This is a genomic window from Niallia sp. FSL W8-0954 (assembly GCF_038005605.1).
Classification (GTDB): domain Bacteria; phylum Bacillota; class Bacilli; order Bacillales; family Cytobacillaceae; genus Niallia; species Niallia circulans_A.
Genome location: NZ_JBBOTN010000001.1, coordinates 843,593 through 860,302, shown reverse-complemented (window position 1 = coordinate 860,302; position 16,710 = coordinate 843,593). Strand labels below are relative to the sequence as shown.

Sequence of the window (16,710 nt, the reverse complement as noted above, 5' to 3'; positions counted from 1 at the left end):
AAAAGAAAAAAAGCTATATTTTAAGCAATACGCTCCATTTCTTACAAAGTCTACTAAATATAGATAGATGTCGATATTCCGTTTCAATATATTGTGTCTAAGACTATATAATCCTTTTTTGAGGTAAGAGTCAATAACGTACTTTTATATTTTTTTGTCAACAATTATCGCTTAAATTTGATAGATTTTTATATTTCCTTGTCGAATGATTTTGAATGAATTTAACTAACATTTGATACAGACTGTTTTCATTAGAATTTTCATTTAAAAAGAAGGCTCTTCATTTTTTATCATCCTAAAAAATATTCGCCTTTAGACAAACGCTAAAAAATTTTTATTACTCTTTTGCATAAGGTCATCTTATTAAAATTTTATTTTTCCATTTAAATTCAAAAGTTTATTATAAGGTTGCAGCCAATTTTTTTCCATACATTTTTTTGCTTTTTTCTTTCCCTTCTCTTAAAAAGATTACACCTTTTTCTCTAAAAATATCTGTTTGTACTTTTATCCATAAAGAAAGAAGGCAGCAATGTGCTGCCTTCCTTTATCTCACTTAATATTTCATTTTTGTCAGTCCTACCATTTTTTATCAGGACAGCTTTTTTTGTCTAAGCTAGCACGGAAGCGGACAAAACATCCGCATTTTCCACAGGTATGTTGATTTAGGTGCTCACACTGGACACATATGCTCAATCGTAGATCTCTTATTTCCTCTCGCGCTAAATCTACTTCGAAGGAAAGCTGTTCTTGAACAAGTGCATCAACATCTAATTGACTAACTTGTTCCTTTAGCTCGCAGCCTACACAAGCCATCTCAGTTTTCCTTTGTTACGATGCTTGCAACACTCCTAGGTGGTAAAGTAACCTTTAATGTTCCTTTCTCAACTATATAGCTAGTAAACTCTTTTTTTGCTACAGCCTCTGGTTCTTCAAATGTATTATGAGCATTCATTGCATCTGCCGTAATATATTCTGCTTCCACTATTTCAAACTCCCCTTCTTCTCTGGAAAGGGTAATTTCTCTCGTTTCCGTTAAATCATAGTTACATAGTGAAACCGTTAATTTTCCATCCTTCTTAGAAGCTGTATATGTTACATGATTACTTTCATCCCCATAGGAATCAACTAACTCTGCATCCTGATGATGTTTATACAAATCAAAAACATGATAAGTAGGGGTTTTGATCATTTTCTCCCCTTCTGTTAATAGCATTGCTTGCAAAACGTTCACCATCTGTGCAATATTCGCCATATGAACTCGGTCTGCATGCTTATGGAAAATATTTAATGTAATTGCCGCAAGCATAGCATCACGAATAGTGTTTTGCTGATATAAGAAGCCAGGATTTGTACCAGGTTCTACGTTATACCAAGCTCCCCACTCGTCTACAATTAAACCAACACGTTTTTCTGGATCATATTTATCCATTATTGTACTGTGTTTGGTAATCAATTCGTCCATGTACTGAGCATGCTCTAATACAGAATACCACTGTTCTTCTGGGAAATTTATAGCATCGCCTTTATCCTCCCATACTCTTGTTGGAATGGAGTAATGGTGGAGGCTAATTCCATCCATAAACCTTGCTGCATTTTTCATTAATACTTCTGTCCAATTATAGTCATCTACACTTGCCCCACAGGCAATTTTGTAGATATTATGCTCTCCATATTTCCGAACATAGGTCTGATATCTCCGGTAAAGGTCCGCATAATATTCTGGACGCATATTTCCGCCACAGCCCCAGGATTCATTACCAACACCAAAAAATTCTACTTTCCATGCTTCCTCCTGGCCATTTTGCCGGCGGAGATTTGCCATTGGAGATTCGCCATTCATGGTCATATATTCTACCCATTCTTGCATTTCTTGAACTGTCCCGCTTCCTACATTTCCATTAATATAAGCTTCACAATCTAATTGGCGGACCAATTCAAAGAATTCATGGGTACCAAAGTGGTTATTTTCTGTTACTCCACCCCAATGTGTATTCACTATTGTACTTCTATTCTCTATTGGTCCAATCCCGTCTTTCCAATGATATTCATCAGCAAAACAACCACCTGGCCACCGAACTACAGGAATTTGAATCTCTTTTAATGCATTTACAACATCTTTACGAATTCCATTTTCATTTGGAATATCAGAGTCGGTACCAACCCAAACACCTTCATAAATGCACCGTCCTAGATGTTCTGCAAATTGTCCATAAATATATTTACTTATTGTTGGTCCTTGTTTATCTACTAATAATTTCACTTGCATGTTGTGATTCCTCCATTTTTAATTTTTGGAAAAACAATAACAAATTACTAAGTTGTTCACAATTCTATGTATAATATCCTCCTTTCTACTATTGCTAGTTACATAGTTAAAAAGATAAACTCATGACTAAAATATAATACAATAAGAAAGCGTTGTCAATAACTTACTGGTATACTATTATGATAATATCATTATTTTTAATTAACTAATTAGTTATATATAATATTTGATTTTGCTATTAACTTATTCTTGTAGTAATATAATAGTAATAAAGGGGGTACCAAAGATGCAATTAGATATATCGGAAAATTCTATCCCTGTGTACGAGGTTCTATCCAGCCCTACACGAATAAACATTATTAAATTATTATCCAAGAAAAAAATGAATATTGGCGAGCTCGCAAAAGAATTGAATATAAGCAGTGCCATAGTCAGTAGACATATTACAAAAATGAGTGATGCAGGTTTAGTAAAAACCGAAACAATCCCTGGCAAATCTGGTCTGCAAAAAATTGCTATCTTAAAAGTAGATCGAATCGAAATACAATTTCCTCAAAAGATTTACTCTGCTTTTGAAACCTATAAACAGGCAATTCCAGTTGGTCACTATTTTAATTTTGAAGTTTACCCAACCTGCGGCCTGGCGACTACCGCTAAAGCTATTGGCGAATACGATGATCCTAAATACTTTATGGATCCAGAAAAAAATCAGGCAGCTATCCTGTGGTTCACGAAAGGATTTATTGAATATCGCATTCCTTCTATTCTGAAAGAAAAAGATAGACTAGAGATGATTGATATTGTCTTGGAAGCTTCTTCTGAATTTCCTTATTCGAATAATGTCTGGCCTTCTGATATTACATTTTCTTTAAATGGTAAAGAACTGTGTACGTGGACTAGTCCAGGAGACTTCTCTGACACAAGAGGCCGTTTTACCCCCGATTGGTGGCCAAATGAAACCAACCAATACGGTATCTTGCTTACTATTCGCATCACCAAGCACGGGGTTTATGCTGATGGCAAAAAATTATCCGATACTACTATTGATCAGTTTCGCGAAGAACAAAGTGGAATGTGGGATTTAAAAGTAGCAGTAAAAGAAGATGCAGAAAATCTTGGCGGCGTTACTTTATTCGGAAAAGGGTTTGGAAATTACGATCAAGATATAAATTTCATTACGTATTATAGTAATCTCGTGTAGTCGATCTGATAAAAGTCGTACAAATTAATAGAAGAAAACTTTACGTCTAAAGAAAAGGTGTTTGAAGAAAAGCACCTTTTCTTTTTGTTTTAAATCTTCTTTTAATGAACACCATTTTTTAGTTTAGTCCTGAGATTGTTGGTGTTCATTTGCTTGATGAACGCCTCTTTTCCCTCAGCCTCCCTGGATTGTGGTTTTCATCCTCTCCATGAACACCATTTTTTCCTCAGCTCCCCGGATTATGGCTTTCATCCTCTTCATGAACACCTCTTTTCTCTCTTCCTTCCTAAATTTCGGCTTTCATCCTCTCCATGAACGCCTCTTTTCCCTCGCTCTTCCTGGATTGTAGCTTTCATCCACTTGATGAACCCCATTTTTTCCTCAGCCTCCCCGGATTATGGCTTTCACTCTCTTCATGAACACCTCTTTTCCCTCGATCTTTCTGGATTGTGGTGTTCATCCACTTGATGAACACCATTTTTTCCTCAGCCTCCCCGGATTGTGGCTTTCACTCTCTTCATGAACACCTCTTTTCTCTCTTCCTTCCTAAATTTCGGCTTTCATCCTCTCCATGAACGCCTCTTTTCCCTTCTCTCTCACAAATTGTGATTTTCATCCCATCCATCAACATCATCTCGCCCGCCCCTTCATCTAGCAGCAAATCTCATCCGCCTTCCTCCATACTCCCAAATAAAAAAGCTACATCGACTTATTCGATGTAGCCAAACTCCACGTAATTTTTATTTCAATATAAGTACATCAAATTGCTTTAATTCCACAGCTTCCTTCACCACTTCTCCAGTTAGTAGATTAACCTTACCAACCAGCTCTTCCGGTAATTGCTGCTTGTTTACCTGTTGGTTAATGACAAAATAAAACGAAGCTTTGTCTGTATCTCTTTTCGTAATTTCTAAACCCTCTCCATTTGAACAAATTGGCTTTGCCTCTGTTCCCTCTATCACTTGGTTCAATAAATGAGTAAGACCAGTCTGTTCTACTTGTGTACCAACATACCAAACAGTCCCTTTTCCATAAGTGTTTTTTGTAATAGCCGGTGTATTTCCGTAAAAATCTTTTTTATAAGCAGCGACAGTCTCTGCTCCTTCTAGATGAATAATGTCACATAGCAGCTGACAGGTATAGATATTTCCATCCGCAAATTCAACCCCGTTTTTTTGTTCTGGGGCTAATGCGTCAATTTCCTCGACCCAGATTCCTGCTATTTCTCTTAATGGTCCTGGGTACCCGCCAAGGTAGACATTATCTGATTCATTAACAATTCCGCTCATAAAAGTAGTAACAAAATGTCCGCCATTTTCCACAAATGCAGTGATTCGCTCTGCCAGTCCTGCTTTCGTCATATAAAGAACTGGGGCAACGACCATGTCATACTTAGAGAGGTCACTATCAACCGAGATCATATCAACTGGAATATTCTTTGTATAAAAATATTGATAGTATTGATGAATTTGATCAACATATTTTAAATCTTTATTTGGTCCACTCGTATACTCGAGCGCCCAATAGTTTTCCCAGTCAAAAATGATGCCAACCTTACTATCAATGGTAGAGCCTAAAAATTCATCCCCTAAATTCTGCAATTCATTCCCAAGTTCTCTTACCTCTCGAAACACTCTTGTATTTTCATGCCCGACATGCTCAATAACAGCACCATGAAATTTCTCGCATGCTCCGACGGAACGGCGCAGCTGGAAAAATTGAATCGTATCTGCTCCATGTGCTATCGTTTGGTAACTTTGTGCCCGCATTTTCCCAGGTCGCTTTAAGGAATTATAAGGCTGCCAGTTTTGCTGGCTAGGAGTTTGTTCCATTAACATAAACGGCTGCCCATCTTTAAGTCCGCGCATTAAATCATGACACATCGCTGTGTAGCTCAATGGTGTATTATAGCTTGGATAATTATCCCATGAAACGAGATCCATTTCTTTTGCCCATTTAAAGTAATCTAAATTTTTATAAGTGCCCATTAAATTTGTGGTGATAGGCGTATCGGCGTCATATCTTCGTATAGCATCCCGTTCCATCTTGTAATTTTCCAGCATACTATCGGAATTAAAGCGGCGGTAATCGATAGATATTCCTGCAAATGCGGTTTTATCACTGCCAATCCCTTCACTTAATGCATTCGGAAGAACGATTTCATCCCACTCATAGATGGTATGACCCCAAAATTCCAAATTCCATGCTTGGTTCAATGCTTCAATCGTTTGATATCGTTTTTTCAGCCACACTCGAAATGCCTTTTCACAGTTTTCACAGTAACACTCGCCGCCATATTCATTGTTAATATGCCAACAAGTAACATATGGATTATTTCCGTATCTTTCTGCTAATTTCCCCGCTAGTTTACTTGCATACTTTTGGTAAACGAGACTGTTTGGGCAGGCATTATGTCTCTGTCCAAATTTATGGTGTCTGCCCTCATAATCAGTTCGTGCTACTTCTGGATATTTTTTTACCATCCATGCTGGTAACGAAGCTGTTGACGTGGCCAGGATGATATCATACTTATCCCGGCTTAGCATTTCAACTATGTCATCTAGCTCCTCAAAGTAGTATTCATCTTCAGAAGGTTGAATTTTTGCCCATGAAAAAACATTAATCGTCGCTGAATTAATCCCCGCCTTTTTAAATATCCGCATATCCTCTTCCCAAATCTCTTTTGGCCATTGATTCGGATTATAATCTCCTCCATATAAAATACGATTAAAGAATTTTTTCGCCATCTTCATCCCTCCACTTTTTTTATACATTCATTATAGATAGGCAAATAAAGAAAAAGTATAATAAGAGTAACTAGTTTATATAAAAATATGAAACTAATGTAAGGGGATACATAAATGGAAGTACATTTTAATTTATTAGATGGTTCTAATCCCTTTTCCATCGAAAGCATCGGCTATCAGTGGGAGCAAGAAATGATTATGCGAGCGGATGGCTATCCGTATTACCATTGGTTACAAACGGAAGAGGGGTTAGGGGAGGTCACCATTGAAAATGAAAAGATCCGCTTAAGACCTTCGGAAGGAATTCTGATTACACCATTTGTTTCACATTACTATCAGGCCATTTCGGCCAAGGGCTGGCAAACAAATTTTTTAACGATTAACGGTACTTTTTCTCCAAATATAGCAGATATCCTTGGAACTGCTCCATACTATCTTGCCAACGATTGCCAAGATTTCTCTTACAGTAATTGGACGAGAAAAATGTTGTCCCATATAAAAAACGAAAACCAAAATAGACAGCAGCAGCTTTCCATTGATGTGTATACCTTTTTATTAAATATACGAGACCATGGCTTACATAGAACCGTCCATACTAATGATTTATATCAGCAATATATTTGGCCGAGTATCCAATGGATTGAAACAAACTATGTAGAGAAATGTGATATTGGCGATATCGCAAAGAGACTCTATATCTCCCCACAATACTTGAATAAGCTTTTTAGACGATTTGTCGGTGTTTCTATCTATCAATATATCCTTGCATACAGAATAAAAAAGGCAAAAGAAATCTTAGTTACCAATAGAGAAATAAAAATCAAGGACATTACGTTCTTAACTGGCTTCAATGACACCAGTCATTTTGTTGCCACCTTTAAAAAGGAAACAGGCTTCACACCAAAAGAGTTTCGAGCATTTTATTAAAGAAGCTCCTCCCTATCATAAGGAGGAGCTGTACATTATCAAAAGAATTTCTTTTTCCAAAAGACTAGAGCTGTTATTCCTGATAATAGGAAGGAAATCATAATCGCAATGGTGAAAGAATAGGACATATCCTGAAATGGAATATGCACATTCATGCCGTAAAAGCTCGCAACCATTGTTGGTAAGGATAAAATAATCGTGAAGGATGTGAGAAACTTCATGACCATATTAACATTATTGGAAATAACTGAAGCAAAGGCATCCATCATTCCACTTAAAATCGACATATGGGTTTCGGCCATCTCAATTGCTTGCTGATTCTCAATGATAACATCCTCTAACAATTCTTGATCATCTTCATACATTTTCAAATAATTACTTTTAAGCATTTTTTGCATAACAATATTATTCGATTTTAAAGAAGTCGTAAAGTACACTAAACTTTTTTCGATGTTAAGCAAAGAGAAAAGCTCTTTATTTTTCATGGACTGCTGCAGCTCTTTTTCAATGCTATCTGTCTTCTTGCTGATTTGCTTTAAATATTTTAAATAAGCTGTCGCCATACTATACAGTATTTGCAAGGAAAAACGAGTTTTTTTGTACGTAAAAAAGCTCTTCATTCTTCCTTCAGAAAATTGTTGAAAAATAGGATTATCCTTTAAGCAAACAGTAATAAAGCAATTCTTGGCAATAATCATTCCTAATGGAATGGTGTCATAAATTTGTGTCTTTTTTTCATCAAACGAAACGAGCGGAAGATTGACAATGATCAATATATTCTCCCCATCTTTTTCAATTCTTGAACGCTCTTCTTCATCCAATGGATCTTTCATAAACGCTAATGGAATATCTAAACCTGTTGCAATTTCTGTTATCTCCTGCTCTGTTGGTGCTATTAAATTGATCCAGCAGCCATTGACTACTTTATCTGTTTCCTGCAACATTCCATCTTCATTTGAAATATAAATTTTTCTCATGCTTTTACCTCCTCTTGTTGTAGAGGAAGTCAACATTCTCTGCCAAATAAAGTTGAATCTTTATCAGTATTCAAACTTCTAAAGGAAGGGCTATATATGACTTCCTCTTTCATGGCCGTGGGTTCTGGTTCAGGTTCCATACACTTTCGAGTACTCATAAAAATTCAACTCCTTGCTTGTAATCTTTAAACCTCTTACATACTACTTTATAATTTATTGATTGTAAACCGAAAAAGACTAAATTTCTCTCGTTCCCCTTATAGCTTACATAAATAGACACTATCTCTGCAATATTGCTGAGACTAGAGGAATTAGTGTTTCTTCTCCTATTACAGCAATATTGCATTTTTGTTTTCCTAAGCAAGAATCCATTATTTTGGCGTATTATTCTCCTTGCAGCAACTCTTCCACAGAAGGACTATTTAATTTATTTCTTAATACATATAATATAGCTGCGGCTACTATGAATGTAATACTATCTGCTATAAACAGGGACCAAACGACACCATGAAAACCAAAAGTGAAATTAGCAAAAAACAAAATAGGAATTAACACCAATCCTTGCACAAAGGCCATAACAAAGGCAGCAGTACCCTGACCAGTCGCCTGAAACATGCCAATAATTAAGAATGTAAAACCAGATAAAAACATAGATAAGAACGTTACTTTTAAGATATAGCTTCCTACTGTAATTAATTCGATATCATTAGTAAATAAACCGATAAGGTTGCTGGATGTAAAAAAGATAATTAATCCAAAAAGAACGGCCATTCCTAGTATAAGCTTACTCGTAAACGCCAAAACTTTTTTCATCCGCTTTCTATCTGCTGTAAAGGAATAAGCTATTAACGGCACTACCCCCTCACAAACTCCCATGATGAAAAACTCAGGAAACTGTTGTAATCTTGAGGAAATTCCATAACCAGCAACTGCTTTATCTCCATATATCATCATAAAGTGATTAAAGAATAGGGCTGTAACTCCCATAAACACATTCATCAAAAATACGGGAACCCCAATCGTTAAAATATGCTTAAAGATAGTTTTTTCGAATGAAAATTCTCGAAAAGATAAGGTAAGGAATTTGCTCTTTTTTCCCATATAATAACTAAAATAAATACAAGCCATAATATTTGAGAGAATGGTTGCTGCTGCGACCCCCATAATTCCTAGCTTTAAAACAAAAATAAACAATAAATCAAGCACAATATTTATGGCAACACTAAGTATCATTCCAATCATAGAAACATTTGCCGCACCTTCTGATCGAACTAATTGTTCCATAGTAAAAAATAAAATGATAAACGGTGAACCAATAATTAACATCAATACGTATTGTTTTGTATAATCGAAGGAATGGAGGCTACTACCCAATAATGAAACAATCGAATCTATAAATGGAACTGTAATTATAATGATTAATAAACCTAATAATATAGAACTGTAAATAGAAATCGAAGATACTTGTTTTACTCTATAATATTTTTTTTCACCAAGAAGCCTTGATATATAGGTACCCCCTCCCATTCCTATTAAATTTCCAAAAGCCATGATTAGAGCAAAGACGGGAAGTGCTAGTGTAATAGCTGTAAGCATCGCAGTGTCCTGTAAAAAGCCAATAAAATAAGCATTTAAAATCGAATAAACTACTGTCATTGACATACCAAGCATCATTGGGATAGCAAAATGGGCAACCGCTTTAGCAATTGGTGCTTTTTCAAAATAATAAAGATTTTCTTTTTCCATATTCCCACTACTTTCTTTTTTATTTAGTTAGAAATCTAACTATTTATTTGTAATAAACAGACCTCATTCGTTGAACCGTACTTAATCTAAATGTATTGAAAAGGAAAAACAATTTAGTTTTTTATTTACTTAGAACTCTAACTATATACGGTGATATCCCCTGTAAGATATCACTTTGCTAAAGTTGTTTGTCTACATTTACATTCATTCGTTCTAAAAAATGAAATAGCTGTTTTTTCTCTTCTTCACTAAAACCCTCTACCAGCATATTCTCAGCATTTGCAAAAAAAGCTTCAAAATCACCTACGATTTTTTTCCCTTTCTCTGAAAGAGACAATAACTTTCTACGCTCATCCTTTGGATCAATTGTACGTTTTATAAAATCTTTTTTTTCCAAATTATGAATGATACTACTGATGGAGGAACCCTTTCGATTAAACCTTGATTCTAAATCCTTATGCGTAATCCCCTGTTCCTCATGCGCATCAATGAAACCCATAGTACGAGCCTGTTCTAATGTAATCCCATGCGCTTCCAACCTTTTATCACCACTTAGCTTAATTTTATGATTAATGGTGCGAATAAGATATTGAAAATTTACTTCAAACTCCCTCTCCTTCATGTTCATTCCTTCCTTTTCAATTACTTAGAATACTAACTAATTTACCTCACCTTCTATATAATGTCAATAAAATGCTTTTTGTGTTTGTAAAATAACAACCTATAAACCCAAAAACAAAACGGTTTCCCTCTATGGAAAACCGTTTTGCGTCTCTTTTATACTAATTTATGGCCACAATTGGAGCAGAAATTGCCTTCCCCTGTTTTCGTTCCACAATTCGGACAAAAATTGGGCCGTTTTTTCTCTTGATTCTGGGATGCTGCTTCTGGTGTTGGTTGTTGAGCCGGCGCTTGCTGCTGATTTTGCCCCTGGCTTTGATTTTGCTTATTCATTTTATCCATCATTTGATTAGCCATATTCATTCCCATCATCATGCCAGCCATATCAGACGCTGCACCCCCGCCTGACATTTTCCCATTAGCCATGCCATCAATCATCGAGATTTGCTGGTACTTATCTATATTGCCAACCATTCCGTGTGAGGCATTTTTATTAATCATTTCCTGTACTTCTTTCGGATAGCTGAAGCTCATAATCTGGAAGCCTGTTATCGCAAGCCCGCTTTCCATCATCTGGCTATTTAAATCTTCTTGAATGCCTTTGGCAATTTCAAAGGAGTTTGCTTGGAGATTGAACATATCCTTACCTGCTGTGACTATCCACTTCATTAATAATTGATCCAGCACAGAGATAATGCGAATTTTTACATCTTCTACTAAATATTGATTTTTAATCCCAGCAATTTTATCGATCAGCGCGATATAGTCCTTTACTTTAAATTGAAAGGTTCCGTTTGCTCTTATTGGCATTCCACCAGGAAGCCCAGCAGCTGGTATATTTATTGCATTTTTCGTGCCCCATTTAACTGTAAATTCCTTAGTATTGACGAATAGTACTTCAACTCGCATTCCACTATTGAATCCGAACTTAAAGCCTTTTAAAGTGGACAGAAATGGAACAATTTGCGATTCAATATCATACTCACCCTCCTCTTGAAAAGCTCCTTCTATATTGCCATTATTTAAGAAGATAGCATCCTGTCCTGGGCGAATAATTAATTTACTTCCCTTTTTAATTTCACGATTTTTCCATTTATAAAAAATCATATCTTCACGAAATTCTTCCCATTCCACTACATTGGCAAATTGATTACGAAAAAATGACATCCTTTTTTAACCCCTTTCAATAAGTAAATATTTGTTTAGAATTTTCCTCTGCTTCCACTATGGGAGTGACCACCGCCAGTGATCCCGCCACCGCCACCTGAGTTGTTTTGTGGCTTTCTTTGTTTTGTTACTGTTTTTCGAATAAAGCGATCATGTCTATTTATAATCTTCGAGTTATCCATATACGTATTGCCATTCACGGTTACTTTTCCTCCAGATTGGAAAACCATTATACTCACGATGATCCCTGCAATCACGAGCGAGGCAATTAGCTGAAAGCCCCAATGGAAGAAAAATGCTGGCATTCCACTTGCATTATTTTCCTCGTTATATTCATTTCGAGCCTCATCTATGCCGCTATAATCATAATCATCTTCTAAATTAGCCGGGTCATCCACTAAATAATAAGCCGATTCATGCATAAAAGTGGAGAAAGCTTCAAAATATTCACCATCTGATAAAGCTGGTGTTATCTCTTCACGGATATAATCAATTGTCGCGTTATCCAATGCATCTTCCGCTCTTTTAAAACCTGCTAAATAGATATCTCTTTCTTCCATATCAATGGCTAAGATGGCTGTATTTCCATGAGGCTGGTCATAGCCTGGTGCTTCTTCATCATAATAATCGTCTACATATTGTTCGATATCTTTTCCATCTGTACCATCTAGCGTAAGAATCAATAAGGCAGTTTCGGTTTCTTCGCCTAATTCCTCTGCTAAGCTTTCCAGTTCTGTTTTTTCAGAATCTGTTAAAAGCTGGGCATCATCAAAGATATATTCCGTTTGATTTTCTGAAGCTGCACTTACAGCACTGCCTGAAAACAGAGTAAATATTGCCAAGGCAATAAATAGTAAACTACTATAGTTCCTTAAAATTTTTCTCAAAAGAAACCACCACCCATTAAGAAGGAGATACCTTTTAATGCAAGGAATGTGCCGCAAGCAATTCCGCTAAACCATAGCGCTACCTTGCCTTTACTAATCGGCGGTTTCCCGACTACTTTTCCTGTCTGCCCATTCATCGCAAAAATATGCTCTTGGCTTTCGTAATCGTAACTGACCATCCATACAGGTAGCAAGACATAATCACTCCGGACCGCTTTTGTATCAATATTTCTATCCCGATAATTTATCGCATGATACCCAATAAAAGTAGAGTGTACAAAGGAATCAATGTAATCACTCACTTTATCTTTGGCTCGCGGCAATAATTCCGCATCCGTATAATTATATTTTTCAGAAATAAAGCCAGCTAGATAAGGTGTTTTAAAATCTTTTAACTGTTCATATGGAAAAGGTTCCAATTTATCCATTAATTCATCTTTCATTTTTTCAGAAGCATCAACTGGAATTTTCGTATAATCTAAATTTATCTTTCGATATGCTTCATAATACTTCGTTTCCGTATAGATATAATCACCGCTTGTATACGTCCGGACCTTTGTGCAAAGGGCAGTTACATCAACATCACTGTTTAAATCATAAAGCCAGAATGGTACATACATACCAGTAATACTTTTTATCCTGTCTGCATTCATAAATCCCTTTGGAGTCAATAGTCCCTTTCTGCACCATTTTTGAAAAGCCGCCATAGCTTCTTCTTTACTGATTGTAAAAGGGATCACTTTCTTAGGAGCAAGCGCTCCTGCCAAGCGGTCAGCAATAACAACGCCTGCACCGCAAAAGCTACAATTTGTTGCCGTTGTGTCTGCTTCTGTTAGTAATACTGCCCCGCAGTTGTCACAATGGTATTCCTTCACCTCATTCTCTTCAAAAGAAGCGGTCATTAAATTTTCTGGATAGCTCTCAATATTCTCTTCATTTCCACAGCTAGGGCAAGATAAACTGCCTGTATCTGCATTAAAGCTCATATCTCCCCCACAATTTGGGCATTTATAATGAAGGATCAAGTAAATCACCTCAATTTTTATCTCTTCTTATACTAATCATACCTTATTTATCCACTCGCTGCTCTGCTGCCGTGAAAAATTTCCGTTATATACATATACTGATTGAACGTTTAAAAAGTTTCATTTTCACACTTTGTTTATAGATGACAGAGATGTAAACATTTACTCGAAAATAATAAAAAAGTTCCTCGTTTCTAAAAAGAAACAAGGAACCTTCGATTGTTATCTATGCCTATGCCCTATTAAAATCATCATGTTCCGCAATACGTTTTATAAGCAGGGTTAATCTTCACTGGAGCTATGCCGTACTCCATTTGTGCTTGTGTATATGCATACGGGTTAGATAGCATTTGTAATAATTCCTCCATTACACTTAAATCTCCGCCTTCTGCAGCATCAAGTGCTGCTTCGACACGATGATTGCGAGGGATTACGACCGGATTATGTTTTTTCATTCGTTCACGAGCAGCCACTTCTCCCCCTTCTTGTCCTGCAATTCTTTCCTTCCAAGCTTTATGCCATTCGCTAAATGCTTGATTTTTATTTAGTTCTATTCGTTCTACTTCCCCTATCGTTAAAGCACGGAAAGTATCTGTATAGTCCGCACGATTATTTTGCATAATGCCAAGGAGCTTCTCTATTAGCTTAGCATCTTTTTCTTCTTCCGCTGCCACTAATCCTAATTTCCCTCTCATTCCATCAAGCCAATGCTGCTGATATAAAGGATTAAATTGATCTAATTGTGCTTGCGCAAGTTCCACTGCTTTTTCGGTATCATCATGGAATAATGGCAACAGGCTTTCTGCAAACCTAGCCAGATTCCATCCCGCTATTTTCGGCTGATTTCCATAGGCATACCGACCTTGAACATCAATCGAGCTAAAAACAGTATCTAAATGGAAGCTATCCATAAACGCACATGGTCCATAGTCAATCGTCTCGCCACTAATCGTCATATTATCTGTGTTCATAACACCATGGATAAAACCAACTAATTGCCATTTAGCAATTAATGCAGCCTGCCGCTTCATTACTTCTCTAAACATTTCAACATACGGATTCCCATCTTTCTTAATTGTTGGGAAATGCCGTTCCATAGCATAATCCGCAAGTGCTTTAAGATCCTGCTTTGACTCAAGAGCAGCTGCATATTGAAATGTTCCTACGCGAAGATGGCTTGCTGCCACTCTTGTTAAAATCGCTCCTGGCAAACTCGTTTCCCGGACAATCTTCTCACCTGTATCAACAACCGCTAAGCTTCTAGTAGTCGGAATCCCTAGTCCATGCATCGCTTCACTAATGATATACTCCCTTAGCATCGGCTTAAGCGCTGCTCTTCCGTCGCCACCGCGCGAATAGGGAGTTCGGCCAGAGCCTTTTAATTGGATATCGAATCGTTCGCCTGATGGGGTAATCTGCTCTCCGATTAACATCGCCCTTCCATCGCCTAGCATGGTCGGTTGGCCAAATTGATGGCCTGCATATGCTTGCGCAAGAGGAAAGCCTCCTTCTGGAACCTCATTCCCGCTTAATACTTGTATTATCTCAGGGCGCTGCAATTGCTCCCCATTTAATCCAAGTGTCTTAGCCAAATCCTCATTAAGCTTTACTAAACTTGGGGAACTGACTGGATTTACTGTCATCTTAGAATAAAATGTTTCGGGAAGACGAGCATAACTATTATCAAAATTCCAGCCAACATCTGTTTTTGTCTCTTTATTACTCATATTAGCTCCCTTCCATTCCTTTTTGATATTTCTATTATACCCTTTTCACCGTGAAGAACATGCAATAACACTTTGCAAAAAACAATTCTATATAAAGAAAACAGCTTCCTTTAGTTGAAAGCTGTCTTCCCTGTGCTGCAAAACAAGTTATTCTGCCAATACTTTATTTTGTTTTTTCTTTTTCTTCTGAACTTTATTTTGATACATATGATTATCTGCTTCTGTAAATAAGGCTGTCATTCTTCCAAGAGAGCTTTGACCAAATGCGTAGCCAATCGACATTCTCACCATGTTTTCTTCTACGCATTTTCCCTTATCGCTTAATCCCATCGTCATCCTCTTATATAACTCTTCTATTTCTTCTTGCTGCATTCCTTGAATTAACAAGACAAATTCATCCCCGCCGATTCTCGAGACCGTAATATAAGGAGAAGAAAAAGTATTTAATAATTTTCCAGCTGCTTTAATTAAATCATCGCCTTGTTTATGACCGTACTTATCATTAACTTGTTTTAGTTCATCTAAATCACATATGATAATGGCAATTACTTCATCTATTTTCGTATCAAATTCTTCCATCTTTTGTTCAAAGTAAAAGCGATTATATACTTCTGTCAATGCATCATGGATCAGCTGATGCTCTAAATTCTCTCGTAGTCTTACTTTCTCGTCGATATTACGAATGATTCCATGAATCGCTACAAGCTCTCCATGCTCATAAATAGGCGTCGCATATTCCTCAAACCATTTATAAGAACCGTCTGAACATCTCATTCGTTGAACCAGTGGCTGACTATAATCAATTGCACCATGAAGTTTTTTGTACATAATGTGATAATCATCGGGATAAATCATTTCTAAAGGGGCATACGGATTCCGATAAAATTCCTTGACCATGCCATCTCCTAATACAGCATCGGCGGAAGGACTAATATACGAATGTCTCATTTGCGGTTTCACTTCATATCGATAAACGATGTCCTTTGAGCTTTCCACTAGTCGAAACATAATGTCTTCTTTTTCTACTTTCGCTTTCCACTTATTATATTTACGCTTATCATTTTTTTTCCAAAAGAAAATACCTATCATTACTCCGCAGCAAAAATATAATATCCCCATTTTTCTCCTCACCTTACCATTAGTGAGACTATCATCGACATATTACAGCTATCCAAATAATAGAAAAAAGCTAATCTTCGACCGATTAGCTCTTCTTTATCAAGATAAATCGGTAACTGGCTGACTTAATCTCCACGATCTTAGTCCCTATAGCTTTGCGTCTTCACCTTTCGATGAATTTGCCTTTATCATTTTATTATATTTAAATAATGAAATACTCTATTTCCTTTTTCTAGTTTCTATTACAAATTTTATAGGAAAATAGACAGATACACAAGAGAAAGAAAGGACTTTCCTCAC

The 16,710-nt window shown here is 36.6% G+C and carries 14 protein-coding genes and 1 riboswitch; of the genes, 2 read left to right on the top strand and 12 right to left on the bottom strand.

What is annotated here, in order from left to right; translation table 11 throughout:
• Positions 1-576: 576 nt before the first annotated feature.
• On the bottom strand, positions 577-813 hold the full coding sequence (locus NX902_RS04200; RefSeq protein WP_095330913.1) for a DUF6171 family protein: 237 nt from the start codon (positions 811-813) through the stop codon (positions 577-579).
• Between the two features lies 1 nt (position 814).
• Positions 815-2,266: an alpha-N-arabinofuranosidase gene (locus NX902_RS04195; protein ID WP_163187957.1), complete on the bottom strand. Its 1,452-nt coding sequence runs from the start codon at positions 2,264-2,266 to the stop codon at positions 815-817.
• A gap of 286 nt (positions 2,267-2,552) precedes the next feature.
• On the opposite strand from NX902_RS04195, the gene NX902_RS04190 reads away from it, so the two are divergent.
• Entirely contained in the window at positions 2,553-3,467 is a 915-nt protein-coding gene (locus tag NX902_RS04190; RefSeq protein WP_163187955.1) for an ArsR/SmtB family transcription factor, read from the top strand.
• Between the two features lie 517 nt (positions 3,468-3,984).
• On the opposite strand, the gene NX902_RS04185 is transcribed toward NX902_RS04190, so the two are convergent.
• On the bottom strand, positions 3,985-4,128 hold the full coding sequence (locus NX902_RS04185) for a hypothetical protein (protein WP_341122622.1): 144 nt from the start codon (positions 4,126-4,128) through the stop codon (positions 3,985-3,987).
• Positions 4,129-4,207: 79 nt separating this feature from the next.
• Positions 4,208-6,214 carry a beta-galactosidase gene (locus NX902_RS04180; RefSeq protein WP_163187953.1) on the bottom strand — a complete coding sequence of 669 codons (2,007 nt, stop codon included), beginning with the start codon at positions 6,212-6,214 and terminating at the stop codon, positions 4,208-4,210.
• Positions 6,215-6,328: 114 nt separating this feature from the next.
• Between NX902_RS04180 and NX902_RS04175 the strand changes: the two genes are divergently transcribed.
• Complete coding sequence (locus NX902_RS04175; RefSeq protein ID WP_123258938.1) at positions 6,329-7,141, top strand: AraC family transcriptional regulator; 813 nt, start codon at positions 6,329-6,331, stop codon at positions 7,139-7,141.
• A 38-nt stretch (positions 7,142-7,179) separates the two neighbouring features.
• On the opposite strand, the gene NX902_RS04170 is transcribed toward NX902_RS04175, so the two are convergent.
• The 8 genes from NX902_RS04170 to NX902_RS04135 form a co-directional block, all read right to left on the bottom strand.
• On the bottom strand, positions 7,180-8,118 hold the full coding sequence (locus NX902_RS04170; protein WP_095330903.1) for a magnesium transporter CorA family protein: 939 nt from the start codon (positions 8,116-8,118) through the stop codon (positions 7,180-7,182).
• Positions 8,119-8,502: 384 nt separating this feature from the next.
• A complete protein-coding gene (locus NX902_RS04165) occupies positions 8,503-9,864 on the bottom strand; it encodes an MATE family efflux transporter (protein ID WP_061800610.1) in 1,362 nt (453 codons plus the stop codon).
• A gap of 178 nt (positions 9,865-10,042) precedes the next feature.
• Positions 10,043-10,486 (bottom strand): MarR family winged helix-turn-helix transcriptional regulator, encoded by a 444-nt coding sequence (locus tag NX902_RS04160; protein ID WP_047941643.1) that lies wholly within the window; start codon positions 10,484-10,486, stop codon positions 10,043-10,045.
• A gap of 155 nt (positions 10,487-10,641) precedes the next feature.
• On the bottom strand, positions 10,642-11,652 hold the full coding sequence (locus NX902_RS04155) for an SPFH domain-containing protein (RefSeq protein ID WP_047941644.1): 1,011 nt from the start codon (positions 11,650-11,652) through the stop codon (positions 10,642-10,644).
• A gap of 35 nt (positions 11,653-11,687) precedes the next feature.
• Positions 11,688-12,539, bottom strand: a complete 852-nt coding sequence (locus NX902_RS04150; protein WP_053215638.1) for a TPM domain-containing protein — start codon at positions 12,537-12,539, stop codon at positions 11,688-11,690.
• On the bottom strand, positions 12,536-13,564 hold the full coding sequence (locus NX902_RS04145) for a TFIIB-type zinc ribbon-containing protein (RefSeq protein WP_341161071.1): 1,029 nt from the start codon (positions 13,562-13,564) through the stop codon (positions 12,536-12,538). Before NX902_RS04145 ends, NX902_RS04150 begins: the two co-directional genes overlap by 4 nt.
• A gap of 251 nt (positions 13,565-13,815) precedes the next feature.
• Positions 13,816-15,291: a protein adenylyltransferase SelO gene (locus NX902_RS04140; RefSeq protein WP_341160567.1), complete on the bottom strand. Its 1,476-nt coding sequence runs from the start codon at positions 15,289-15,291 to the stop codon at positions 13,816-13,818.
• 147 nt (positions 15,292-15,438) lie between these two features.
• Entirely contained in the window at positions 15,439-16,410 is a 972-nt protein-coding gene (locus NX902_RS04135) for a sensor domain-containing diguanylate cyclase (protein ID WP_341160566.1), read from the bottom strand.
• Positions 16,411-16,518: 108 nt separating this feature from the next.
• Positions 16,519-16,604, bottom strand: a riboswitch (cyclic di-GMP riboswitch).
• Positions 16,605-16,710 lie beyond the last annotated feature (106 nt).

What these genes read in the sequence shown, in the direction of transcription:
- NX902_RS04200 (WP_095330913.1), bottom strand. Translation starts at nt 813, where the DNA reads ATGGCTTGTGTAGGCTGCGAGCTAAAGGAACAAGTTAGTCAATTAGAT.
- NX902_RS04195 (WP_163187957.1), bottom strand. Translation starts at nt 2,266, where the DNA reads ATGCAAGTGAAATTATTAGTAGATAAACAAGGACCAACAATAAGTAAA.
- NX902_RS04190 (WP_163187955.1), top strand. Translation starts at nt 2,553, where the DNA reads ATGCAATTAGATATATCGGAAAATTCTATCCCTGTGTACGAGGTTCTA.
- NX902_RS04180 (WP_163187953.1), bottom strand. Translation starts at nt 6,214, where the DNA reads ATGGCGAAAAAATTCTTTAATCGTATTTTATATGGAGGAGATTATAAT.
- NX902_RS04175 (WP_123258938.1), top strand. Translation starts at nt 6,329, where the DNA reads ATGGAAGTACATTTTAATTTATTAGATGGTTCTAATCCCTTTTCCATC.
- NX902_RS04170 (WP_095330903.1), bottom strand. Translation starts at nt 8,118, where the DNA reads ATGAGAAAAATTTATATTTCAAATGAAGATGGAATGTTGCAGGAAACA.
- NX902_RS04165 (WP_061800610.1), bottom strand. Translation starts at nt 9,864, where the DNA reads ATGGAAAAAGAAAATCTTTATTATTTTGAAAAAGCACCAATTGCTAAA.
- NX902_RS04160 (WP_047941643.1), bottom strand. Translation starts at nt 10,486, where the DNA reads ATGAAGGAGAGGGAGTTTGAAGTAAATTTTCAATATCTTATTCGCACC.
- NX902_RS04155 (WP_047941644.1), bottom strand. Translation starts at nt 11,652, where the DNA reads ATGTCATTTTTTCGTAATCAATTTGCCAATGTAGTGGAATGGGAAGAA.
- NX902_RS04140 (WP_341160567.1), bottom strand. Translation starts at nt 15,291, where the DNA reads ATGAGTAATAAAGAGACAAAAACAGATGTTGGCTGGAATTTTGATAAT.
- NX902_RS04135 (WP_341160566.1), bottom strand. Translation starts at nt 16,410, where the DNA reads ATGGGGATATTATATTTTTGCTGCGGAGTAATGATAGGTATTTTCTTT.